Source organism: Flavobacterium sp. Flavsp81 (genome assembly GCF_059491325.1).
In genome coordinates this window covers 4,221,895-4,247,701 of the sequence record NZ_CP168505.1, presented here as the reverse complement: position 1 = coordinate 4,247,701, position 25,807 = coordinate 4,221,895, and the positions used below count along the sequence as shown (strand labels likewise).

General features: G+C 33.5%; 21 protein-coding genes. 1 reads left to right on the top strand and 20 read right to left on the bottom strand.

Annotation, left to right across the window (positions count from 1 at the left end; translation table 11 throughout):
* Positions 1–95: 95 nt before the first annotated feature.
* From ACEN92_RS17865 to ACEN92_RS17840, 6 genes are all read right to left on the bottom strand, one after another.
* Positions 96–1,388 (bottom strand): efflux RND transporter periplasmic adaptor subunit, encoded by a 1,293-nt coding sequence (locus ACEN92_RS17865; RefSeq protein ID WP_495639686.1) that lies wholly within the window; start codon positions 1,386–1,388, stop codon positions 96–98.
* A gap of 6 nt (positions 1,389–1,394) precedes the next feature.
* Positions 1,395–2,780: a TolC family protein gene (locus ACEN92_RS17860; protein WP_495639685.1), complete on the bottom strand. Its 1,386-nt coding sequence runs from the start codon at positions 2,778–2,780 to the stop codon at positions 1,395–1,397.
* Positions 2,781–2,859: 79 nt separating this feature from the next.
* Positions 2,860–3,978 (bottom strand): efflux RND transporter periplasmic adaptor subunit, encoded by a 1,119-nt coding sequence (locus ACEN92_RS17855; protein WP_495639684.1) that lies wholly within the window; start codon positions 3,976–3,978, stop codon positions 2,860–2,862.
* 38 nt (positions 3,979–4,016) lie between these two features.
* Complete coding sequence (locus ACEN92_RS17850) at positions 4,017–5,282, bottom strand: ABC transporter permease (RefSeq protein ID WP_495639683.1); 1,266 nt, start codon at positions 5,280–5,282, stop codon at positions 4,017–4,019.
* A gap of 2 nt (positions 5,283–5,284) precedes the next feature.
* Complete coding sequence (locus ACEN92_RS17845; RefSeq protein ID WP_495639682.1) at positions 5,285–6,529, bottom strand: ABC transporter permease; 1,245 nt, start codon at positions 6,527–6,529, stop codon at positions 5,285–5,287.
* Positions 6,522–7,223 (bottom strand): ABC transporter ATP-binding protein, encoded by a 702-nt coding sequence (locus ACEN92_RS17840; protein WP_495639681.1) that lies wholly within the window; start codon positions 7,221–7,223, stop codon positions 6,522–6,524. The genes ACEN92_RS17845 and ACEN92_RS17840 overlap by 8 nt, the downstream gene beginning before the upstream one ends.
* A 175-nt stretch (positions 7,224–7,398) precedes the next feature.
* On the opposite strand from ACEN92_RS17840, the gene ACEN92_RS17835 reads away from it, so the two are divergent.
* Positions 7,399–8,805: a DUF4403 family protein gene (locus tag ACEN92_RS17835; RefSeq protein WP_495639680.1), complete on the top strand. Its 1,407-nt coding sequence runs from the start codon at positions 7,399–7,401 to the stop codon at positions 8,803–8,805.
* Between the two features lie 13 nt (positions 8,806–8,818).
* On the opposite strand, the gene ACEN92_RS17830 is transcribed toward ACEN92_RS17835, so the two are convergent.
* The 14 genes from ACEN92_RS17830 to ruvA all read right to left on the bottom strand — a co-directional run bounded on the left by ACEN92_RS17830 (position 8,819) and on the right by ruvA (position 25,793).
* The gene (locus ACEN92_RS17830; protein ID WP_495639679.1) at positions 8,819–9,085 is read right to left on the bottom strand and encodes a hypothetical protein; all 267 of its coding nucleotides are present in this window, start codon (positions 9,083–9,085) and stop codon (positions 8,819–8,821) included.
* Complete coding sequence (locus tag ACEN92_RS17825) at positions 9,075–9,659, bottom strand: DUF420 domain-containing protein (protein ID WP_495639678.1); 585 nt, start codon at positions 9,657–9,659, stop codon at positions 9,075–9,077. Before ACEN92_RS17825 ends, ACEN92_RS17830 begins: the two co-directional genes overlap by 11 nt.
* 2 nt (positions 9,660–9,661) lie before the next feature.
* On the bottom strand, positions 9,662–10,351 hold the full coding sequence (locus ACEN92_RS17820; RefSeq protein ID WP_495639677.1) for an SCO family protein: 690 nt from the start codon (positions 10,349–10,351) through the stop codon (positions 9,662–9,664).
* Between the two features lie 12 nt (positions 10,352–10,363).
* Complete coding sequence (locus ACEN92_RS17815) at positions 10,364–11,005, bottom strand: hypothetical protein (protein ID WP_495639676.1); 642 nt, start codon at positions 11,003–11,005, stop codon at positions 10,364–10,366.
* Between the two features lie 78 nt (positions 11,006–11,083).
* Positions 11,084–11,434: a cytochrome C oxidase subunit IV family protein gene (locus ACEN92_RS17810; protein WP_495639675.1), complete on the bottom strand. Its 351-nt coding sequence runs from the start codon at positions 11,432–11,434 to the stop codon at positions 11,084–11,086.
* A gap of 18 nt (positions 11,435–11,452) precedes the next feature.
* Positions 11,453–12,433 (bottom strand): cytochrome c oxidase subunit 3, encoded by a 981-nt coding sequence (locus ACEN92_RS17805; protein ID WP_495639674.1) that lies wholly within the window; start codon positions 12,431–12,433, stop codon positions 11,453–11,455.
* 42 nt (positions 12,434–12,475) lie between these two features.
* Positions 12,476–13,063: a cytochrome c oxidase subunit 3 gene (locus ACEN92_RS17800; RefSeq protein WP_495639673.1), complete on the bottom strand. Its 588-nt coding sequence runs from the start codon at positions 13,061–13,063 to the stop codon at positions 12,476–12,478.
* Positions 13,064–13,065: 2 nt separating this feature from the next.
* Positions 13,066–13,968: a heme o synthase gene (cyoE, locus tag ACEN92_RS17795; RefSeq protein ID WP_495639672.1), complete on the bottom strand. Its 903-nt coding sequence runs from the start codon at positions 13,966–13,968 to the stop codon at positions 13,066–13,068.
* A gap of 157 nt (positions 13,969–14,125) precedes the next feature.
* Positions 14,126–16,267 (bottom strand): energy transducer TonB, encoded by a 2,142-nt coding sequence (locus ACEN92_RS17790; RefSeq protein WP_495639671.1) that lies wholly within the window; start codon positions 16,265–16,267, stop codon positions 14,126–14,128.
* The gene (deoC, locus tag ACEN92_RS17785) at positions 16,267–17,010 is read right to left on the bottom strand and encodes a deoxyribose-phosphate aldolase (RefSeq protein ID WP_495639670.1); all 744 of its coding nucleotides are present in this window, start codon (positions 17,008–17,010) and stop codon (positions 16,267–16,269) included. Before deoC ends, ACEN92_RS17790 begins: the two co-directional genes overlap by 1 nt.
* 108 nt (positions 17,011–17,118) lie before the next feature.
* Positions 17,119–17,502, bottom strand: coding sequence for a VanZ family protein (locus ACEN92_RS17780; RefSeq protein WP_495639669.1), 384 nt, complete (start codon positions 17,500–17,502; stop codon positions 17,119–17,121).
* Positions 17,495–17,875, bottom strand: coding sequence for a glycine cleavage system protein GcvH (gene gcvH / locus ACEN92_RS17775; RefSeq protein ID WP_495639668.1), 381 nt, complete (start codon positions 17,873–17,875; stop codon positions 17,495–17,497). The genes ACEN92_RS17780 and gcvH overlap by 8 nt, the downstream gene beginning before the upstream one ends.
* 85 nt (positions 17,876–17,960) lie before the next feature.
* Positions 17,961–25,187: a T9SS outer membrane translocon Sov/SprA gene (gene sov / locus ACEN92_RS17770; RefSeq protein ID WP_495639667.1), complete on the bottom strand. Its 7,227-nt coding sequence runs from the start codon at positions 25,185–25,187 to the stop codon at positions 17,961–17,963.
* Positions 25,188–25,211: 24 nt separating this feature from the next.
* On the bottom strand, positions 25,212–25,793 hold the full coding sequence (gene ruvA / locus ACEN92_RS17765; protein WP_495639666.1) for a Holliday junction branch migration protein RuvA: 582 nt from the start codon (positions 25,791–25,793) through the stop codon (positions 25,212–25,214).
* Positions 25,794–25,807 lie beyond the last annotated feature (14 nt).

Here is a 25,807-nt window from a genome sequence, read left to right as displayed (position 1 = left end):
TCATTAATATCAAATACTATGTCAGGCTGAGCGAAGTCGAAGACTTGTTAATAGGAAAGGGCTTCGACTTCGCTCAGCCTGACAATATGATTCTATTATTTCTTTGGTTTATCCGCCTTTTTAAGTTTTACTTTATCCCCGGAATTCAGTTCTTTAGAAACCGTTGTATAAGGCCCTGTAATAACAGTGTCTCCAGGTTTTAAGCCAGACATAACTTCAATATTTGTATCATCCTGAATACCTGTTTTAATAATTCTGATTTTAGCTTTATTACCTGTTTTTACAAAAACACATTCGAATTTTTTATCACTTTTTGGAGCTGCTTTTTTGTCTTCATTAGGATCTTCAACTTTAAAATCTTTTACGGCAGTAGTATCTGATTTCACTACCACAGAACTAATTGGAACCGCCAAAACATTTGCTTTTGTTTGTGTAATAATATCAACTGTAGCTGTCATTCCGGGTCTGAATGGTGAATATGTATCCGGTTTTCCTGCTAACAAATCCTGATAAGATTCTTTTAAAATTCTAACTTTTACTTTAAAATTAGTAACCTGATCTGAGGTTAATGTTGTACTTGCAGAGTTAGAAATACTGGTTACAATTCCTTTAAATTTTTTCTTCAGATAAGCATCAACTTCAACATTGGCTTCGTCACCAATTTTTATTTTCACAATATCATTTTCATTTACATCAACCTCAACTTCCATATTGTTAAGATTTGCTACCCTCAAAAGTTCAGTTCCTGCCATTTGCTGTGTTCCTAAAACACGTTCGCCCAACTCTACGTTCAATACTGAAATAGTTCCGTCTGCAGGAGCATAAATTGTAGTACGCCCCAAATTATCCTTGGCTTCGTTTACCGAAGCTGAAGCACTTTGAACCGTATAATAAGCATTTTGTTTGGTTGCTTTCGCTACTTCAAAAGAAGCTATGGCCTTATCCCAGTCTGATTTTGAAATTACACCTTTGTCATATAAAGTCTTATTACGTTCGTAATTGGATTTTGCTTCTCTGAATGAAGCTTCTGACTGGCTTAATCCGGCTTTACTTCCTGATAAATTTGATACCGAGCGATTATAACTTGACGTATATAAATCAGGGTTTATTTTTACCAGTAAATCTCCTTTTTTAACGACCTGGCCTTCTTTTACATTCAATAAAATAATTTCTCCTGAAACTTCCGGCGATATTTTAACTTCAATTTCGGGTTGAATCTTTCCTGTTGCCGAAACTGTTTCGACAATAGTTGAAGCTGTAACTTTAGAAATTTCCACTTCTTTTCCTTCATCCTTATTTCCTATTAACCCGGCCTTCGACAGACCAATTAATGCAGCAATAATAACTATTGCGCCACCCAGCAAGAAATAAATTGTTTTTTTTGACATAATAAATTATTTTGTAATAACTGGAACAATTGGAATTCCAAAATAGAATTCAAGTATTTTAATTTTAAAAATATAATCGTATTTGGTTCTTATAACATCTGATTGCGCATTGGTCAATAATGTTTGAGCCTGAGTAAAATCAAATGAGTTCATTAAACCTACATCATACTTTTCTTTTGCATAATTATAAGATTGCTGTCTTGCTTCTAAAGTTACAGTAGAAGATTCGTAAGCGTTTAAAGCACCTTTTGCATCTGTAAAAGCAGTATAAACGTTACGTTGCAAATCTAAACTTTTTTGTTCTAAATCTATTTTAGATTTTTCTAAACTTACTTTGTTTCGTTCAACATTATTTCTTGTTGAAAATCCATTAAAAATTGGAACACTCAATTGAAAACCGAAAGTATGTCCTTTATTATCACTAAATTGTTGAAAAGCAGGATCCGGAGACTTATAGACCGGATTGCCATTTGCATCTTGTCCGGTAAGTATATCGCTGTAACTGGCACTTGTACCAAAAGAATAAAATCCTGTAAGTGTTGGCTGATATGCGCCTTTTGCTATAGTTACATTCTTTTCGGCGATTTCCAGATTAGTTTTTGCTATTTTTAAATCTGTTCTTATTTCTTTGGCTTTGTTATAAATGTCAACCGGATTTTGCAATAGGATTCCATTTTCATCTTTGGCATTTGTATCATCAATTACATCAAAATCTGTGAATTCTTTAAGCTGTAAAAGCTGTGCCAGACTTAATTTTGAAATCAGCAGGCTGTTTTCTGCAACAATAATAGCCTGCTTATCGGTTGCAACAGTTGCTTTTAAATCAAATAAATCACCACGTGGTATTGTTCCTGCATTTACCATTTCTTCTGAACGCGTAAAACGTTTTTCATCGATGGCTAATTGTTCTTTTTTTACTTTTAAATTTTCTTTATTGAACAGAATTTCTAAAAAAGCATTTGCCACATTCAAAGCTATATCTTCCTGCATCTTAACCAATTGATATTGTGATGCTATAATAGAAAGCTTTGTTCTCCTGTAAGTATTTTGATTTTGCAAACCTTTGTAGATATCTACACCTGCACTAACTCCTAATTGCGTATATTGTGTAGTTTCTGTACTCGCAATATTTGTAATAGGATTGACATTCCGACCAATATTCCAGGAATGTGAGGCACTACCGTTTACTGAGGGCAAGTAACTTCCCAATGCCCCTTTTTTGTCAATAGCAGCACTCTTAACATCTAGCTCCGAAAGTTTTATTGTGATATTATTATCCAATGCATATCTTACGCATTCTTCCAGTGTCCATTGTTTTGATTGCGCCTGGCCTGATAATCCAAAGCCAAATAATAAGGCAAAAACAAAACTATTATATTTATTTATTTTCATATATCTTGAATGAAAGCATAGTAAACAAACCATGCAAATTTAACATTTTAAAAATCTAAATTCTTTTCAGCTTTCTAATTTATTTTTTTTTCTCTTCTTCATTAATCAAACCCTGATTCCAGATTTTAATTTTATCTGAAACTTTGATTCCGCTTTTAACCTGGACATAAATTCCATCACTAACTCCCAGAACTATATTCTTTCTTTGAAACTTCTGAGGAGCGGTTTCAACCTCTACATAAGGCTTTTGTGTTTTCTTATCAAACTGAACCAACGATTCTTTGATTGCCAAAACTTTATTTGCCTTTTCTAAGATAATTGAAGCATTTGCACTTAAACCGGCTCTGATAAAAGTAGCGTCTTTATTTTCTAAAGAAGCTTTAATTTCGAACTGGATAGCACCATTTTCAGTTACACCTTTCGGCGCTATGTAAGTTAAGACCGCATTAAACTTTTTGTTTTCGATAGCTCCAACAGTGATTTCAATTGGCATTTTTTCTTTTATTTTACCAACTTCAGATTCATCAATTTTTCCAACAAAAATCATTCTTCCAACATCAGCAACACTGGCAATCGTAGTTCCTTCATTAAAATTATTACTTTCAATAACCTGATTCCCTACTTTTACCGGAACATCTAAAACCATTCCGTTCACGGTAGAACGAATTAAGGTATTGGCATAACTTCCTAAAGAAGATGTTGTTCCTGTTTTTACAATATCTAAACTTTGTTTTGCTGCCTGGTAATTTTGTTTTGCCTGTTTGTAAGCTAATTGAGCCGCATCAAAATCGTTTGCCGAAATAACATCTTTATCAAATAATGTTTTTTGTCTCTGATAAATTTTCTCCTGATTATCTAAAGCAATCTTAGCTGTCTGCACCTGGTTTTGTGTACTGCTCACATTAGAAACATTGGCAACAACCTTAATCTTAGCAATCATATCTCCCGCTTTGATTTTCTCACCTGCCTTAATATATACCTGCTCAATAATCCCTGAGATGTTTGGTTTGATTAGGACCTCTTCATCGGGCTGAATATTACCTGTTGCAATAGTGCTTTTTATAATCGTTTTAATTTCTGCTTTTTCAGTTTTAAAGACAATTGGAGATTCTTGATTTTTAGCGTATAAATAGTATAATGCGCCAAAGAAAACTAAAGTAATAAAAATTAAAATGGTTACGGTTACTCCTTTTTTCATTTCGTTTTTGATTTATCGATTATTTTTTGATTGATAATTTATTCTGTTCGTAAAGCATCTACAGGCTTTACATTGATTGCAGTCTGAGCCGGAATAAATCCTGCTAATAAACCGGACCCTACTAATATTAATAATGCAATAAATACAACCCTTAAATCTACACTTGGGTTGGCAAACATGGTATTACTGTCCGGAGGCATCGAATCCAGGGCCATATTCAGAACTGCTATAATTCCGGTTGCAACGGCAATTCCTAACATACCCGAAATAATAGTTAAAAATATAGATTCCGATAAAATTTGTCCGCGTATAGCTGCCGGCGTAGCTCCTAAAGCTCTTCTAATTCCTATTTCTTTCGTACGCTCTTTGACAACAATAAGCATGATATTTGAAATACCAATTACACCCGAAATCAAAACTAAAGTTCCTACAAAATAAGCGATGATTTTTAAAATATCAAACAAACTTTGTACTTTATTGAATTGCTCGTATAAATCAAAATTCCCAACAGCTCTGTCGTCTTCAGGATTTACGGAATGAAGCGATTTAATTAATTCTAAAATTTTTGGTTTCAGGGAAGTAATTGATGTTTCGTCTTTTGCCGTCAGTGCCATCCAGCCTACTTTATCCCCATAATTAAAGGACTGCTGAAAAGTTGTAAACGGAATAAAAATATTTTTCTGCTCCTGCTCCGCATTTCCTCCTTGCTGCTTAGAATGATAAACACCAATCACCATAAAATTAATTCCGTTTATTTTCACGTAAGTGCCAATAGCTTCTTCTTCTTTTCCGTAAAGCTCGCTAATAACACCTTTACCAATCACTGCTATTTTTCTTCTTTCTGTAATATCCTGCTGATTTATAAAACGGCCTTTTATAATATCCATAGGCTGTTGTTTAATCAATACCGGATAATCACCATATACCGTAAAAGAGGAAGTTTTTGTACCTCGGACTACATTGTTTGTTCCGTTAAAATCACCTAACTGATTTCGTGGTGAGACATATAATAAATCCGGAAATGCTTGCTTTAGTGCCATCACATCGCTGTTTCTAAAATCATAACGGCGTGTTTTCGGCAATCCTTTATAAGCTTTAGATGTGGTCTGGCTCCACATAAACATGGTGTTTGTAGCAATGCCGTCAAAACCTTTTTTTACCCCGTTTTCCAGTCCCTTTCCGGCTGCAAGTAGTATTACAAGAATAAATATTCCCCAAAATACACCAAATGCCGTTAGAATCGTCCTGAAAACATTGGCTGTTAAGGCCTGTAAAATTTCGTCCCAATTATCTTTATTAAACATAATTATTCATCTCTAAGTGCTACAATAGGTTTAATTTTAGCGGCTCTGTATGCCGGGAAAAATCCGGCCAATGCCCCTGCAAATACTAACAAAACCAGTGTTGTTAAGGCTACATTAAAATCAACTTCAGGATTCCTAAAATATTCACTTTCTACCATCGGCCCAACAAATTCCAGCAATAACAAACTCGCTAAAAGACCTGTAAAACCTGCAATTGTGGTAATAAAAATAGATTCGTGAAGTATCATTCCTATTATCGAAGCCGGTGAAGCCCCAAGTGCTTTTCTGATTCCAATTTCTTTTGTTCTTTCTTTAACAACAATAAGCATAATATTACTTACCCCTACAACTCCCGCAATTATGGTACAAATACCTACCCACCAGAAAAATAATCTGATATAGAGATTTAAATCATAAAACTGTTTGGCATCTTCAACTGAATTATAGGCGCCAATACCACCATCGTCATTTGGAGCTACAACATTCTTGCTTTTCAATAAATCTTTTAAATCCTGCGTGAATTTTTTAGACTGCGCCAAAGCTTCATCATAATTATCTGTTTTATTTAAAGTAAAAAACATATTACTTATTTTATCCCCACCTCCAAAAGTTCTTTGTACTGTCGTCTTAGGCAAGTAGGCCCTGGCTTCTTCTCTTTCTCCTCCCGGGTCTGTAAAAATCCCGATCACTTTAAAATTAATATTATTAATGATTATTTCTTTCCCAAGAGCTTCCTTGTCTTTAAACAAATCAGTTTTAACCTTCATACCGATAACCGTAACTTTTTCATTATTGTTAAGATCATTGTTATTTATATACCGCCCTTTAACAACGGTAAGATTTTCTATTATGGAATAATCAGGATCTACACCTCTGTATTGATAAGTTCCGGATTCTTTTCCATATGAAAACGGAGCTCCCCAAAAATTATAGGTAGATGCTTTACTGTCCAGTTTATCTCCAAATTTCTGAACAGATTGTGTATAATCACTATTCCTGAACTGAATTTGCCTTCCTGGATTTAAGCCTTTATATTCTTTTGTAGTTGTACCGGACCAAACTTCGATAATCCCTGCAGCATCCCGCTCAAATTGTTTTTCAATTCCGTTCTGAAGTCCTTTCCCTGCACCCAGCAAAATCACTAAAATAAAAATACCCGAAGCCACAGAAACCCCGGTAAGAAAAGTTCTTAACCTGTTTTTAGAGATTGCCTCAAAAATTTCCTGCCAACGTTCAATATTAAACATAAGATGAAGCTCTAACTTGTTCCACCATTTTATCATCTATAATTAATCCGTCTTTCAGGACAACATTTCTTTTGCACATTGCGGCAATATCCGGTTCATGGGTAACGATCAAAATGGTTTTGCCTTCATCATTAATTCCTTGTATAAGTTCCATAACTTCGTACGAAGTTTTAGTATCTAACGCTCCTGTCGGCTCATCTGCTAATAAAACTTTTGGATTTGAAGCCAATGCTCTTGCTATTGCTACACGTTGTTTTTGCCCACCTGATAATTCATTAGGCAAATGATGCGAATGGGTTCCCAACCCTACTTTTTCCAAATATTTCATTGCGATTTCGTAGCGTTCTTTCCTTTTTATACCTTGATAATATAATGGCATTGCAACATTATCAAGAGCTGTTTTATAATTAATTAAATTAAAAGACTGAAAAACAAAACCTAAAAACTTATTTCGGTATTTAGAAGCAATAGTTTCGTTAAGTTTTTTTATTGGCGTTTTATCTAAAATATAACTACCCGAATCTGCCTCGTCCAAAATTCCTAAAATATTAAGAAGCGTTGATTTTCCGGATCCAGATGATCCCATAATAGCAACTAATTCTCCTTCACCAATATTAAAATTTATACCTTTTAATACATGCAATTCTGAGCTCCCCATTTTATAGGACTTATGTAAATCTTTGATTTCGATCATGATAGGTTAAATTTTAAAACAATAATAATATTTTTATTAAGTAATTTATGATAATAAAAAGTTAATAATTTTGTTTTATTCTATTGAATAAGACTACATAAATAACTAATTGTTACACTTTTTCCAGAGAATATAATTGTTTTCTTAATTTTACATTACTTAATAAAATCAAACAATGAAATTTTTTTCTTTCACCTCTCTTATTATAACACTGACATTATTAGTTAGTTGCAGTACATCTCAAAAATTAGCTACTTTAAAACCTGAACCAGACGACGCCAGTCCGTTAGTTTATGAAAGCAATCCGTCTTTTATTAATTTACCTATTACGGTAAAATTAAGAGACATTGAAAATCAAACCAACACTCTTTTGAATGGACTTATTTATGAGGATAATACTATTGAAGATGATGACATTGAAATGAAAATTTGGAAACAAGCTCCAATAAAAATTCAAAATGACCCTGCAAATCCTGATAAGAGGATAAAAACAATCTTACCCCTAAAAGTTTATATCAAATATAGAATTGGTACAAAAAAATTAGGCATTGAGCTTTATGACACACGCGAGTTTAATTTAAACGGAATAATAACTTTGTCAAGTGAAGTCAATTTAACTAACTGGAAACTCAACACCAAAACTGAATTTAAATCACTTGACTGGAATGAAAGCCCAACGATGACCGTTTTTGGAAAAAATATGCCGATAACTTATTTAGCCAATCCGGCAATTTCTATTTTTAAATCGAAAATTGAAAAGAACATAGATGATGCTATCGAAAAATCTATGGATTTCAAACCAAATGTTTTATCTGCTTTAGAAAAAATATGCACTCCTTTTCAAATGAATGAATCATATGAAAGTTGGCTGCGAATTACACCTGTAGAAATATATTCAACCAATGCAAAACTTAAAAATGATCTGTTTTTATTAGACATGGGAATGAAATGCAATATGGAAACAATCATTGGCAAACAGCCCGAATCTAAATTCAATGCCAATAAAATTATCCTGAAACCAATAGCTAAAATTCCAAATCAAATTGCTGCAAATATTGCCGCAATATCGAGTTATGCTGATGCTTCAAAAATCATGACTAAAAATTTTGCAGGACAGGAATTTGGTTCAGGCAGCAAAAAAGTCACCGTAAAAAACGTTGAAATTTGGCATAAGGATGGAAAAATGGTTATTGCACTGGATGTATTGGGTTCAGTAAACGGAACGATTTATTTAAATGGATTTCCTCAATACAATCCTCAGACCAAAGAAATTTATTTCGACAAACTTGATTATGTTTTAGACACAAAAAGTAAACTCCAACGTACAGCAAACTGGCTTGCACAAGGTTTTATTTTAAGAAAAATGGAAGAAAGCTGCCGATATTCAATACAGCCAAACTTAGAAGAAGGTAAAAAAAGTATGGCTTCTTATCTGAAAAATTATTCGCCTCTTCCGGGTGTTTTTGTAAACGGAAAAATGGAGGACATACAATTTGATAGAATCCAGTTAACCAATCAGGCTATTATTGCTTTTATCAAAATAAACGGAACTGTAAATGTTTCTATAGATGGATTGAAATAAAAATCCGAATCAATTATTCGGATTTTTTCTTCTTTGACTGGTACATTCTATAAATCAGATAACCAATTATACCAACAAGTAAATACGGAATTACCATTAAATAAACAATTCCATTATTCACAGCTTCTGCTTTTTTGATGTTTGATTCTCCTGAAAGGGCAGCACGACACATTGCACATTGCGCATTTGAAGAAATTCCAATAAAGAAAAATAAAACTCCAAAAACAAAAGTTTGGAATTTGGAATTTAGAAATTGAATATTTTGATTTTTAGTGCGCATAATAAGGAGAAATCATTAAGTAAACCACTACCCCTGTAATTGCTACATACAACCAAAGTGGGAAGGTAATTTTAGCTATTTTTTTATGTTTATCAAATGTATTTGCCAAAGCACGAACATAACTAATTAATACTAATGGAATAATTGCTACTGATAAAATAATATGTGTGGCTAAAATAAAGAAATATAAATATCTAACAGCTCCAATTTTTGCCTTTTCAATTGCATCAAGAATTCCATCGTGATTTAAATCTCCAAATTTAGCAGAATCAGCCGTCATATGATAGGCTACATACATAACCAAAAAAGCCAGTGACAAAGAAATCGCAAAAGTCATTAATCGTTCATGTGCTTTACGTTTTCCGTTTTTAATTGCTAATACCGCCATTATTAAAACTACCGCTGTAATTCCGTTTATTGTAGCGTAAATAGGTGGCAAAAAAGAAAGAGGTTCAACATTGATTCCGAAATCTTTTAATTTGACTGCAAATAAGACAGCTACCGCAATTGGTATTACAATTGAAACTGCTACAATGTATTTATTATATTTTTTCTCTAATGAACGATCTTCCATTTTTATTCTGCTAATAATATTTTTATATCTTCCTGAATGTCCCTAACCCCTTTTTTATCTAATCCGTCATAGTATAAAATCGGGTTTCCAAAATCATCCTTTCTGCAACGAATATTTCCATCTTTATCAATCAGCGCAAATAAGCCGGAATGTTCAAAACCTCCGTTTACTTTAGCATTTTCTCCAGCGTACAAATTAAATCCTTTGTTGGACAAATCCATAATAGTTGCTTTGTCTCCGGTCAGGAAATTCCAGTTAGAAGATTTTGCTCCTAATAGCTTTGCATGATCTTTCAGAACCTTTGGTGTATCATGAGTTGGATCAATTGTAATTGAAACAATTCCGAAATTAGGATTACCGAAAAAAGTTTTTTCTATTTCTAACATACTCAGATTCATCTTTGGACAAATAGAAGGACAAGTCGTAAAGAAAAATTCTAAAACATATACTTTCCCTTTATAAGTTTCATTTGAAATTTTGAGATTATCCTGATTTGTCAATTCAAATTTAGGCACAGGACCAATTGTCACTAATTTAGCATCCGATTTAGAAGTTTTGAGACCTACATTATCTAAACGGTTTCCTTTAACAACATCTCCATTTTTTATTCTGTCAACAATTTTAGGAACAGCATAAATCCCGAAGATTAAAATGATAAATGAAATTCCGATATATGATTTATTTTTAAACATTATACTTGTAATTTAAAGTTGTTTAGTGGCATTATGATTTTTTTTAAGGGCTGCACGGTATTCGTACAAAATAATTTTAAAATCATCCAACATCTCATTACTTAATTCAGATGGGTGAAAAGTATTATATCCTTCTTTATATTCATCCTTATCTTTTCTTCCTCTTAAATTTCGTTCTTTATCTATGATATAAACATTTGATGTTCCCAAATTCTGATCTAATTTACCTTTTAAATGTAACTGGCCATAAAACGTTTTGATTTCATCCGGTGATGCAAAAATAAAATTCCAACCGGAAACATCTGTAAAAGGCGTAAGCGCATCTACTACCTTCTGAGCTTCCTTTTCTGTTCCCAATGGGCAAAGTATCACAAACTGAAGATCTTCAAAGCCATGATAACGTTTGTAAATTTTTTCATTTAAATTGAAATAATTACCACGATTATCTAAAATTTCAGAACCTGAAAAACCCAAAACGGTTATCTTTTTATCAAGTGATATTTTTTTACCATTTAAAGATTTCCAATTGCCAAAATCAGCAATTTTAGGGGTTATCACAGGCAGTTTAGTAAAACTGTTTACTCCGGAGGCAAAAAACAAATAGGCTACAATTGGTAAAATGAAAAGTACAAAGAGAACTATATTTTTTTTCATTGTATGAATAGAAGTTATTGAGGTACAAAAATAAAAAAAGCTCCGTTAAACGGAGCTTTTTTTCGAATTAATATCATGTTAAAAATTCCATTTAATAGTAGAATCTTTAAAAACCCCATAAATATAATGTCCTTCTGTTAAGAGAATAAACAATAAATATAATACCAGGAAAATAACCGGCGACACAACAGCCCATCTAAGACTACTGGTTTCACCTTCCATGTGCATAAATGCCCATACAATATAATATGCTTTAAATATTGTCAGGATATAAAATATCCAGTTCAATAAATTCAAACCTACAAAATGATTAAACTCTAATACTCCAGGTTTATAAATACCCAGAACAACTTCTACACAAGTTACAAGGGATAACAATCCAAAAACAAACCAGATTCTTTTTGTATTTGATACGTGTTCGTGTGACATAATAATTAAAATCTAAAATTAAACTAAGTAGAAAACTGTAAATACAAATACCCAAACCAAATCGACAAAGTGCCAGTATAAACCAACTTTCTCAACCATTTCGTAGCTTTTTCTTTTTTCGTAAGTACCCAATAATACATTAAAGAAAATAATGATATTAATAATTACTCCTGAAAATACGTGAAATCCGTGGAATCCTGTAATGAAGAAAAAGAAATCTGCAAATAATTTACTTCCGTATTCATTTCTGGTTAAGTTTGCTCCTTCTACTACATATTTTGCAGTACTTAAACGAGACTCAGACTCTGCTCTCGTCAAGATCGTTTTTTTCTTTTCTTTTGTAAGCGTTTCAGTTCTTATCAATAAATCAGGATGTGCTTTAAAACCTGCCTGAACTTCAGCAACCGAATAAGTTGGTGTTGATTCAGCATCTTCCATAAACCATTTACCTTCTGATCTTGTAAGCGCTTCTTTTTGTTCCGGTAATTTTACAGCAAATTTTTCAAGAGCCACACGGTGTCCTTCTTTATCAACAAATTGCAACAGACTTCCTCCGTTTGTTTCAACTGCACCATATTCACCTTTAATGAAGTTTTTCCACTCCCAGGCCTGAGACCCAACGAAAATCAAACCTCCAATAATAGTTAAGAACATGTAAACCGCAACTTTTGTTTTTTTCAAATGATGACCTGCATCAACGGCCAAAACCATAGTTACAGATGAGAAAATCAAAATAAAAGTCATTAAGGCTACATATAGCATTGGCTGTGGATTACCATGCAAAAATGGAAAGTGAGTAAACACTTCATCAGCCAATGGCCAGGTTTCAATAAATTTAAATCTTGAAAAACCATAAGCTGCCAGAAATCCAGAGAATGTCAAGGCATCTGATACGATAAAAAACCACATCATCATTTTTCCATAACTTGCTCTTAATGGCTCATTGCCGCCGCCCCAAGTTTTTTCTTCATTATTTGCAGTAGTAACTGTCGCTTCCATAAAAGATATTCGTTAAAAAGTTCCCAAATTTACGTTTTTTTCTTATTTAAAGAAATATAAAAATAAAAATAAATAGACCCATAATAAGTCTAAAAAGTGCCAATACATCGCACCTAGTTCTATACCAAGAGTTTGAGTCGAATTGTATTTTTGTTTAAAATGATTATAAATTACAATTAAAAGTGAAATTAATCCCCCAAACAAGTGTAATAGGTGTGTAACGGTTACTACATATAGAAAAGTAGTCGTAATTGAACTTCCTTCTCCGGTAAAATAATATCCTTTTTCTACAATTTGTCCAAAACCTTCAAACTGTAAAACCACAAATAAAATTCCTAATACCAAAGTAGCTAAAAGAAAACCTGAAGTTGCCTTTCTGTTGTCTTTTTGAATTGCTTTTTTTGCCAAGTGAAAAGCTACGCTACAGCTTATAATAACTAAAGTACTGTAATAAAATGCTGTAGGCAATTCGAAATTCTTCAACCAGTCAGCTCTTGATTTACTTACCACAAATGCACTTGTAAGTCCTGCAAACATCATTGTCATACTTACCATTGCAAATAACAAAATCAGTTTTGCCGATTTTGCTTTCCTCAACTGTTCTTCCTCTATTTTCATTGTCATTTCCATAACTATCTTAAAAATTTATCTACTATAAATACAATTTGCAATAACGAAATATACGAAACACTCACCAACATCAACGTTCTTGCGGCCTTAGGAGTTCGTAACTGATATAGACGCACCGCAAAAAACAGCATCCACAATCCCAGCAAAAACACTAAAATAGCAGCAATTGGCGTAATGAACAGTTGTCCCGTATATCCTAAAGCAGGCAATAATGAAGCAATAATCAACCAAACTGTATATAAAATAACCTGCAATGCCGTCCCTTTGTCTTTTTTTCCCGTTGGAAGCATAAAAATACCTGCTTTTTCATAATCTTCATACAAAAACCAGCCAATAGCCCAAAAATGTGGAAATTGCCAAAAAAACTGAATCAAAAACAAAGTTCCTGCTTCAATACCAAACTCTCCTGTGGCTGCCACCCATCCTAACATAAAAGGAATCGCTCCCGGAAATGCTCCGACAAAAACCGACAAAGAAGTAACTGTTTTTAAAGGTGTATAAATACTCGTATATAAAAATATCGAAATTGCAGCAAACATTGCCGACTTTGCATTTATTGTATAAAGTAACGTAACACCTATGATCGTAAGTAAACTTGCCACAAACAAAGCTGTCTTTGGAGACATGCGTCCGGAAGGAACAGGACGATTTTTGGTACGATCCATTAAAGAATCGATGTCTTTTTCGATTACCTGATTGAAGGCATTTGAGGCTCCAACCATACAATAACCTCCAATAGACAAAACAGCCAAAACACTCCATTGAAAAGGATGCTCATCGTTAACACCCAACAAATAACCGGCAATAGAAGAAAACAAAACACTAATAGCTAAACCTGCTTTAGTAATTTCTTTGAAATCGAGAAATATTGATTTAAATGAAAATGTATTTTGTATAGCGTTCAATACGGTAGTTGTTTGTCTGATTTTTGAGTGGTGCAAATGTACAAATTAGATAATAGAAATCAGATCTATACCTTTAGATTTTTTGAATGAATTATCAATAAATACAAAGCTTTTTATTTAGCAGATTAAATTATTCCGAAAAATAGCATTAAAAAGCCTAGTAATCAAAATACCAGTTAAAGACATCTGCACGAAATCCTAAATTAAACCAGGTTGTACTTTGCTTAAAAGTAGTATCGGTATTTTTTGTCGGATCAAAATTTCTAAAAATAAAACTTGCAAAGAATTTTAAATTAGTTGCAGGATTTACCAAATAGCCCGCCTGAACATCAGCAATAAAAATATTGGTTTTATTACCCTGACCTACTTTTACCCCGGAATCATACGGACGATTTTCATCATAATCTTTATAAATATTTCCTCCATAATTATAACCATCTTCTGCGGTATCAAAATCAAAACCTCTTTTCCCGATTGTAAATTTTGCATCAGCAAAATAGCGCCCTTTATGATAACGGCCAATAGCAACAAGTTCTTCAAAGTTACCTCCCCATTGATGCCCTAAACTTTGATTATTATGAGCATAATTTGTTATTATATTACTATGGGAATACACGTAAGGCCTTACGTGATTGTATTCTAATTGCAGCAATAAGTCTTTTATTTTGAAGGCATTGAAATATTTTGCTCCTAATTGGTAGCCAATTTTACTTTTCCAGCTATTATCTCCTGATTTTATATCTCCAAATGAAAATTCATCAATTAACAACTGACCATACAAATTAACCTGATTATTCCATTTGTATTTGGATGTAATCCCTAAAAGAGCATTACCGCTTTTAGAAGATGATGCAAACTCAACAGAACGGTAAAAGATAATTGGGTTTACAAAATTCACATCAAAACCCCTGTTATTAGTATCTGTCCAGACTACTGATTCGAAAAAACCTAAATTCAACTTATTCGAAACATTCCAGCTCAAATAATGGTTCGCCATATATTTTGAAGCATACGTTTTCTCTGCCGTTACATCAGGACGAACATCTTTGAGCCACATATAAGTATTGGTATATTTTATTTTCCAAAATGTGGTGTTAATTTTAAAATACGGGTAAGGACTTGCACCATCGCTTTCTAACAAAGAACGATATCCGTCACCAATAAAATTTCTTCCATAGCCCAATTGAAAATTAAAAATCTTACTTGGCGTATAGGTTATGTTCGCTTCCGCTAAAGGAAAATCATATGAATCAGTTTTAAACGGCTTTGCAATTCCCATTCCCGGGATAATGGCCGGATTACCCCCTGAAGGTTTTAAGGTTTCTGCATAATCATTAAAATATCCTGCAAATCTTCCCTGACTTTCAAAAATAGTTGTCGTAAAATTGATTTGCTTTCCTAAACCACCTCTAAAATTTATTGCACGTGTGTTTACATAGGTATATGAGGCATCAAGATCCGAAGCTTTTCCTAATTGCAAATCAACAATAGGATTTAATGACAACCAATAACCTTCACCCTGAATCTGAACAATATTTTCGTTCCAGAATTTTCTTCCCAGCCAGCTCGAAACATTTTTTTGAAGCGATTCATTTACTGCTTTTAAATTATAATATCTTGAAACCTCATCATATGTAAAAGGTTTTGAAGCAGTATGATTATTACTTCCAACCTGATTCATAGCACCATCAAACTGTGCATAATAACTATGAGAAAACGGAATATTTAAATGACTGTCAAACTCCGGACCGTTGTACTTTTTATATACAATACTATCCAGTTCAGTCATTGGTTTTTCTAGTGGTTTTAAAATTTCGGCAGCAGCCAAAGCTTCTGCAGCCATTTGCTCTGAACTTTTTAAAGGCAACTCTATTGAAATCGTATATTTAGAATATGTTGGCACACCATTATAAGTAGAAGGTTTTATATTTGGAAATTTATTAAAAACACGTTTAGCTTCTGCAGACAACTCATCATTAGCCGCACTTACATAAATTACTTTAAACGTTCCATTTACATCAACTTCAAAAAGAACTTTGACTTCGCCTTTATAATCTGTCTGCTTCAGGTTTTCAGGAATTTCAAAATTTTCAAAAACAAAATCCTGAACTCCTTTATAAAAACAATTTTCCAGATTTTTTGATTCTAAGTTTTCACAATTAGAAAAAACAGGAAACTGTTCAGCCATGAAACCTGACTTAACAGAAGTTGTGTTTGTTTCCTGCGAAAAAACAAATAGTGAGGACAATGCCAGACCGAAAGTTAAAAAACTTTTATTCAAAATAATTTTGGTTTTCATTAATATTGGGTTGTACTATTTTCTCCATTTGCAATTGCTTTTGCCGATGAAGTTCCGATACGTTTAACTCCTAAACGAATCATTTCTATTGCTTCCTGATACGACTTAACTCCTCCCGCAGCTTTAACCGGCAAAGGTGAAGCATTTTCTAACATCATAATAATAGCCGGAATTGTCGCTCCATTTGGTAAATTATTCTGAGTTTCATAAAATCCTGTTGACGATTTCACAAAAACAGAAGCATAATCATCTTCTTTAAAATTCGAAATAACGATATTTTTTATCAAAGATGAAAGCTGGATAATTTCTTTTTCGTTCAGAGCAGCTACTTCAATAATCCATTTGACCGTTTTTTTATTCGCCAGTCCTAATTGTGTCGCTCTAAAAATCTCTTGTTTAACTAATACAATATCGCCATTTTTAAAAGCTTCATAGTTACAAACAAAATCCAGATCATCAGCACCATTTTCTATCGCTAATTTTGCTTCCCGGATTTTCGTTTCAATATCTGATTTACCTTCCGGAAAATCTATAACCGTACCAATAAGTAATGTAGAATTGGCTTTTAAAATCATCTCTTTAGCTGTAGCGACATATTCAGGGCGAACCATAATGAGCTTAAAGCCTTCAGTAATCGCTTCAATAATAGCATTTTTTACAACACTATTATTTTCTGCTTCAGAAAGCCCGGCCTGAAAAGCAGTTTTTAAGTAAGTCGAATCTAAATATTGTTTAATATTCATGATTTTAAGATTACAAGGATTGCAACAAAAATACATTTAAAATTCAGAAAACAACATACTTTTTAAGGCGTGATTTTTTGGCAATAAAAAAACCCACCGAAGTGGGAGTTATATTTTGTCGATTTGCTTTTTAAAAGCAATTGCTGTAAAAACAGCAGCAGTAGCTCCAATCGTATTCGCTAGAATATCGGTCACATCTGCCGTTCTGGTTTTAGTTAGAATACTTTGTAATATTTCGATTGTTATTCCAAAAAAAACAGAGAAAATAAACGAAACTAAATATGCTTTATAATCATCCGCTGTTTTGCCTTTAAGTTCTTTTTTGAAAAACAAAATCCATGAAATTGTAAATCCAAAATGAAAACAAAAATGCACTATTTTATCAATGCTCGGAAAACTTACTGCAGGTATATTACGGGAGTCTGTCAAACAAAAATAGGTAATGACTCCAGAGCAGATTATCGCCCACAATAAAAGAAGTTTTTTAGGCACCTATCAGTTGTTTATATTCTTCGTCTGTCAATAATGAATCGATTTCAGAAGCGTTAGCAATTTTTATTTTAATCATCCATCCGGCTCCGTATGGATCTGAATTTACTGCTTCAGGAGTACTTTCTAAAGCATCATTAAAAGCAATAATTTCTCCTGTTAAAGGCAAGAACAAATCAGAAACAGTTTTCACAGCCTCAACAGTTCCAAACACCTCATCTTTTTCAAGGTTCTGATCCAAAGTTTCTACTTCAACATACACAATATCTCCTAACTCTTTTTGAGCAAAATGAGTAATTCCTACAGTTGCAACATCTCCTTCGATGCTAACCCATTCGTGATCTTTTGTGTACTTTAAATTTGCTGGTATGCTCATAATACTATGTTTGAAAATTGATAATTTAATTTTAAAGCCACAAATGTAACAATCTTCTAATGAAATCCTGTTTAGATTCTCAAAATTAATTTCCGAAATTATATCGGATTGTAAACCCGGACCGAATATTAGTTAATGGAAATGATGTTGAAATTACAGCTTTCGAAAATGAATGGTCATAATAGAAAATAGCTGTCAGATTTTTGCTAAAGGCATAATCAGCAGTAAGCTTTACTGACCAGATATTTTGTCCTGCAGCCAATTGGTTGTTATCATAATCTAAATAACGTACCAGGGTTTGATTATTCCTGTAGGAGAAATCAGCTTTAATGTTAATATCACTTTTTATAATTCCGGTTGGATTATCTGCTAAACGTGATGAGAAAATAACATCTTTAAAACGATATCCTAAACCAACAACATATTCAATACCTTTTACTTCGGTCAATAAATTATTATCAAAACTCATCGATAAAGCTCTGTCTTTTTTAACTTCGGTAAGCACTCTTAAAGATCCTTTTAATTCAAAATCTACCCGAAGCAAAGGACTAAACTGCTCTACCAAATTGACATTTGACATGATTGTTTTATTAAAAAAATTGTTATTTACATCCTGACCATCCGGATTTTCGTTATAATCAAAATTAGATCGAAATTGATTAATTGTATAAGAAGCCCGATAATTATGCTGTAATGAAAAACGTTTAAATCTGTCTTTAAAATATTTGTAACGCATCAAACCGTTATATTTTACACTCCAGTTCGGAATAGGAAAACTTCTAAAAATACCGGTTGAAGCACTTGATGCATCTTTTCCTGAGTAAGCTGCCAAAAATGCCGGCAATAAGACCGCCTGATTACTTTTACCGTATCCTTCGGGATATCCATCATTTGAAATAATTCGTTTTCTATCTGCATTATTAGGATTTGCTAAATCATCCAAAGGCTTAGTATCATCTGCTACAGGAAGGGCTGAAGCATCATACCTTGGAATTACTGCTCCATAATGCTCTTCTGCCAAACGATTGGCAATAGTTAAGCGATTTTCCCTAAAATCATCAAAAGCTGCGGATTGATTTTCATCACTTGTCTTGAAAGCGGTTTTGATTAGTACCGTTGAAATAGAAAACATCCCGTAAGTATAAGGAGATAAAGAAGAATAATTACCGTTTACAACACTATACTGTTCAGATGAATTTTCAGAATAAGATCTGTCCATATTCAGATCAATCTTAAAATCAGGAAACAAGTCAATATTCGCTGTAATCTTTAATAACTTATTATTTACCTGAGTATAATTTTGATTAAAATTATCGTAAGTCGTCAACCAGCCATTTTTGGCAGATTCATAACGCACATCATCCTGGCTTCCAAAAACAAATCCTAACGATGGTTTTGATGTTCCCAGGAAACCAATACTTGGCGTATATCCCGGTAAAACGGTTCCGCTGTTTTCAGTATAATTTACCTGAATATTTTTTACGCTTGTCAAAACACCTATCAACCCATCATAAAATGGTCTGCTGGCCGGAGCCCCTTTATTTGTATTAACTATTTTTTCACCTGGTTTTGGAGGACCTGCCGCTTTTGGTTTTGCCACTGATTTTGCTCCCGGAACCAATCCCAAATACTTATACAGCATGGTCATGTTAAAGGTGGTACTTAATATATTTGAACTGGCATTCTGAATTGTGTTACCTAAATCATATGTTGTAGTGCTTCCATCCGGATTTTCCTCTGTATACTCAGATAATGCAGTTGATGAACGTTGCCAGTTATAATCTGCCGTATAAGAATAATTCGCCTTTATAAAGCTAAAAACAGGCAATTTATTAATTGGAATATCATAATTCAAAACCAATTGTTGTGAATGTTGATTTGGTATTCCTACATCAAAATAATCATCCCAGATATTGAAATCTTCTTTAGGAGTATTATCATCATTCAGATAATTTTTCACAATATTATTAGACGCAGCCGTATAATTTAATTTTAAGGACTTAGTCAAATTAAAACCAAATCCGTATTGATAATTATAGGCAAAATTTCTTCTGTAAAGAGGATCTAAACCAATACCCTGAACATCTTCAATTTGTCTAAATTGCTGACGATTGCTTTGTCTCAAAATATTGGTATTAAAAGAAATATTAGAAGGCAAATAATTAAAATTAATGTCACTCAATAATTTCCAATATTCACTTTTTTTCATGAATTTAGTCTTCTTAAAAGGGACTACTTCTTTTGGCTGAAATGTAAAAGCATAATTGGCTGATGAATTTGATTGTTCATCTTCATAATCTTCAATCTCATAATCATGGCGCTGCACCTGATTGTAGGATTGTGAAAATGTAAAATTCTCAATATCATAAATATGTGCTTTTTGTTCAGGTGCCCTGTCTTTACGAACTCCAATAAAATTGATGCTTTTACGCTTGGTATAATCAATTGCCCTGTTTCTTATATTCTCTTTTTCATCCTGATTGGTTGTTTCATCCAACAACTGTTTCAGTTTAATATCCTGATTAAACGGATCATATTCAGGCGTGATAATTTCTTCTCCGATAGCATAATTAAAAGGAACGTTGATTCCCAATTTAGGCGGCAGTAATTTTCCTAAATTCAAATTTGTAACAATATTATATTGCTGTATATCTTCACGATCTCTTTCATTGGCTCCTTCTTCAAGGGCCCCAAAACCAATAGTGCTTTTTCGTCCGGTTGCCGAAACTGTAGCAAAATCAGCCATATTGGTATCAATACTTAATATGGCAGCCATACCGCCTTTATTTTCCATATCAGCCAAACGAAGTTCATTAAACCAGACCTCACCCTTTATTTTTTTATCAGTGGTATTGCCATTTTTAATACCGACCATTAAATTTCGAATCAAACCAAAATTAGGATTACCCTTAATCCCTAATGTTAATTTATTATCACCATCTCCTCCATCCACTGTAGGATCATTATCCGGATAATAAATTCCATCAAGCGGAAGTGTCGTCGGATCGATGCTCATTGCTTTAATTTTCATTCTGGTCAACAAACTGAGAAGTAAATTCATTTCGTTTTCCTCTGGCCAAACCAATTCCGGACTTATCTTGCATCCTGCCGGCTGAGTTACTTTCAATGGAATTTCGACTTGATAAAAATTTTGTGTAAAATCATTTCCAAAACGAATAAAAGCGACCATTTCATTCTCTCCAAGCGTTGCTTCACCTTCTAATGATTCTGCATGCAGAAACATTTTCAATTTTTTATACTGACGCATATCAAGGCTCACGTTTTTAAAAACGGCTCTGGAATCCTGCATTTCTAATCCGTTGCCTGAAGCACGTAACGCCAATGATTGTTCGTTTTGATTAATTACTGTGTTATTGTTATACAATTGCTCTCTTTGAACACCTGGAGGAATAACATAATTTACAGGACATTTGGTTCCATTTTCCTGAATATTTACTGCCTGAACGTCAAAATCAGTCCCGTCATCATCAGGAGTTACATCAGTTGCATCAAGGGTACCGTCATATCTTCTCCATTCTCCCCTAACTAAATCCAAAGCTCCAAAACGCATTGTAACCTGATCATTAAAACCGGTCATAAACATTCGCATAAATCGAATAGACCTAAAATCAGAAATGTTTCCTATAGTGTTTTGTGGCTGTGAAACAGGTATTTTAAATTGAATCCATCTGGCTGTAGTAGTTCCTCCATTAGGCAATTCAACATTACTTACTTCTCGGACATCTGTAATATAATTTTGTCCAACCTGCATATCTGGTTTCATATCAATGCTGTATTCATAATATGCATTAATGGTATTCATAGTATTATCACGATTGAGATCTTCAACATCCGGCAAAGTTGTTGATCCCCTGTTGGCATCATTTATATCTACAGCTGAGTTGCCATCAACGCCATTATAATTTTTATAACGATCCTGAACACCACCTTCAGTATTCAAATAATATTTATAATCATCAGCGGCAGGATCTGACTCTGAAGCATAATTGGTATAAACCGTGGCTTCTTTTACATTTGGCAAACCATCTAATCCTACGTCCTGATTTCCTCTGTTTCCTGCATTATTATCAAAAGCATAAATTAATGATTGTGAAGCCGGAACATCTCCCCAAATCGGCTGAGGCGTAACCATTATCTGATCAGGTCCGAGACCGTTTTCATATTGTTTTCTTCCGTCTTTTAAAATATCTTCAGAAATTTCTCCTAAATTGAAATATATCTTACCTGTATTTGATGCCTGAGCTGCTCCATTTCCTACATATGGATCCAATACCCAAAACTGTATATATTCTACATTACTCTGCTCAAAATTAGTTGAGTTTAAGGCTCTCATAATTCCACCAAAATTACCATTTGCAGGTTCTGAACCAAAATTGGGATTATTATTATATTGTCCCCTTTGAGAAGGATAATAGCTCAAATCCAGCGTATTTACAACTTGCAATTGACCTTGGGCAATATCTGTATTTGGGTATAATTCTTTGCTGTAAATTCTTCTGGTTGTATTTAAGGACAAATCATCATTTGATATTCCGGATGGCTTTTGGGTATAAAACACAGGATCTATAGAGTACCATGCTAATTTTGCTCTTTTATAACCGTATTTTAAATCTTCAAATTGTCCATTAAAAGTAGGATCTCCTGCCGAAGTAATAAATGGTGTTGATGCCAGACTCCAGGCGTAAGCTGAACGCATATCTATCGTAGATTGCGACCCTTCAAAATCATCTACATAAATAGTGGCTTCTCCGTCAAAATCACTTGCTTTTGGAGCATCCGGTCTTAAAAACGCAACTTCCCCGCGTATCGAAAGATTAGAAGGCACATCGGTATCGATATTAGGCAGTTTATTTACCAATCTTGTAAAAAACGGAACTTCAGTCGAATAATTTCCGTTAAACCCAAAAATAGTGTTGTTCACAGATTCCTGTCCATAACTTGATTTTTGAGTAAATGGTTTTTCGGTCATTTTTAAATACGTACCACCAACTACAAATTTATCCGAAATTTTATGTTCAATATTGAATCCCATAAACCTTCTGGTCTGTTGACCGAAAACCGAATTGTTTTCCAAGGAAACTTCTATAGGCGTATTTGAAGCTTGTAAGGATGCATCTAAAATCTGAACCCTTCCTAACTGATAATCGACACTATAGTCAATTCCTTCAACTAAAACCCTTCCTCCTGCTGTCACTACAACAGAACCCTGTGGAACGTTAAAAGCCCCAATAGGGATTCCGTCACTTCCTGAAGATTTATATTTTCCTCTTAATAAAAATTTATTTTTATCGCTATCCTGTAAAGCTCCCGATTGTGTGTTTCTATACATGTTTCTAAACACATATTTCTTTTGATTATCATTATAGGTAGTAGGATCGTTATAATTTTCGATACCTGAGTTCTGCAATTTTTCGAATAAAAGCTCTCCAAAAGGTTCTTTTCTTGTAAAAATAATTCGTCCGTTTTGAGCATCAAAAGTGATTCCCTGCAAATAATCAAAAAAACCATCTCCGCCAACCTGCGGGTCATTATTGTAATTTAATTTATCTAAATTAAAGACTTTTAACAAGGGTGTCTCTTCAACTTTATTATCTGGAGTTGGATTAGAAGGGAATGGAACTACCGGTTTAATATAATTTATTGGAGAAGGATCTGTATAAAGAATATTAAATCTAAAATCATCCTGCTTAACCTGATAAGCCCCGGGTATTTGATAAATGTTTTTCATCATCAAATTCCAAACAGGGTTTTTAACATTCGTTAAACTGCTTTTAAGCATTTTCAAAATTAAGCTTTGTGTGATAACCGCCTGGTTACTATTTGCAGCACTTCCGGTAACAACGGTTGCATCTACTCCATCACTTCCAAACTCCCCTACCTGATACACTACTCCGCCAACAGTATATTCATACGATACTGCCAAAATTTCATCATTGGCCAAACGTTGCTGCAGCGAAATATATCCTAACTGAGGGTTAAATGTATATTCGTTAGTAGTTAATTTTCTTGCATTTTCAAGTATAGAATAATCTGTCCCTTCGTTTACATTACCTTGAGTAAAGCCGCTTTTCGCACTAACAATTTCTCTAATATTAGAATTTAAATATCCTCCTTTATTAATTAATTCCGGATCGTATTGGTTGTTTTTGTTATCCGTTGGAGAATCTACAGGTTCATTAAAAAATCCTGCTGAAGGATCAATAACAACAACTTCTGCATCAGGAATACCCGTAATCTGTGCCTCTCCCAAATCCTGAAGTGCAATAATATTCCTTAAATTATTACTTGTTGTACTAACTCGATTTTGTTTGTTGGTAACCCAGACTTCTAGTCTTGTAATTTGCACACGGCTATCAATAAAAGGGTAATTCCTTAACGAAGCATCATATTTATTTCTAAAATATTGTGATAAGAAGAAGTGCCTGTCGTTATCATAATCCAGTGCATACAAATCAAAATTCTGAATAGTTCCGCCGCCTTCGGCAACGATACTTTTTGTTTGTGATTTTTGTTCGGAAAAAACACCTGTAACTGTTGTCTTTCCAAATTGCAGTTGTGCTTTAACTCCAAATAGACTCTGTGCTCCACGAATTAAAGTACTGTTTAAAGGCATACTTACATTCCCCACTTCCACCTTTTGCACAATATCATCTTCTGTAGGAGTGTATGCAAGTTTAAATAAATTCTGAAAAGCAAATGTAGACTGCGTATCATAATTTGCATTTACCTCTAATCTGGTACCCACTTTACCCATTAAACTCATGCTGATTCTTTGATCAAAATCAAAAGTCATGCTGGATCTGTTTCTGGGTGAAAATGAGGGATTATCTTGTTTATTATATCGTAACCCCAAATCCATTTCAACGGAACCGGTAGGTTTTACATCAATTGTATTACTTCCAAAAATAGATTCAAAAAGACTTGAATTAATGTAATATCTTGGCAGTAAGTCTTTTTTGGCTTCTTCACTACCCGCTTTTTTGCCGTCAATGGCATTCATTTTTTGTCTGAAATAATTCCTTCTGGATTCTTTCAGCATTAAATCTTCGTATTCTTTAGGCGTTAGGACAATAGGATAATCAATAGAGAAACCATCTACAGAACTTGTATAAATATAACGGTCTGTAACAGGATCATATTTATAAGCAGAAAGTACACTTGGCGGATTTTGCAGTTCTAGTTTACCTACAGAAAACCCGGTTTTGGTTGTATCCTGAATTGCCGGATCTACTTGGGCACGCAATACGTTACCACAAAGTAAAACCAGTAAAAAAAGTAAAATTTTAGGCATACAATTCAAGTATCTTAGATATAATTACAAAGCTTTTAAAGCCTTTTTGATGATTGTTTCTACAGTCGCTTCCGGATCTTCTTTTACGATTTTTTCAATTACTTTTTCAGAAGATTTTCTAACAAAACCTAAAACTTCTAAAGCAGATAACGCTTCATCTCGATTTGTATTGTTTTGAGTAATAGAAACTTCGTCTAAATCATATAATTTTAATACTTTTTCTTTTAGATCAAGTATAACTCTTTGAGCTGTTTTGCTGCCGATTCCTTTAATAGACTGAATAATTCCGACATCGCCGGATGCAATCGCATTTATAATTTGTTTTGGCTCAATTGAAGATAACATTGTTCGGGCAATATTAGCCCCGATACCTGAAACAGACAATAACATCCTAAATATTTCTCTTTCGGATTTTTCGGCAAAACCATATAAAGTATGCGCATCTTCTTTAATTAGAAGATGCGTATACAATTTTATAAAATCAGTATTTGGAATTAGTGAAAAAGTGTGTAAAGAGATATTAATATGGTATCCGACTCCTCCACAATCAATAACAACTTCTGTTGGATTTTTCTCAACTAATTTTCCTTGCAAATGTGCTATCATAATAATATTTGTGG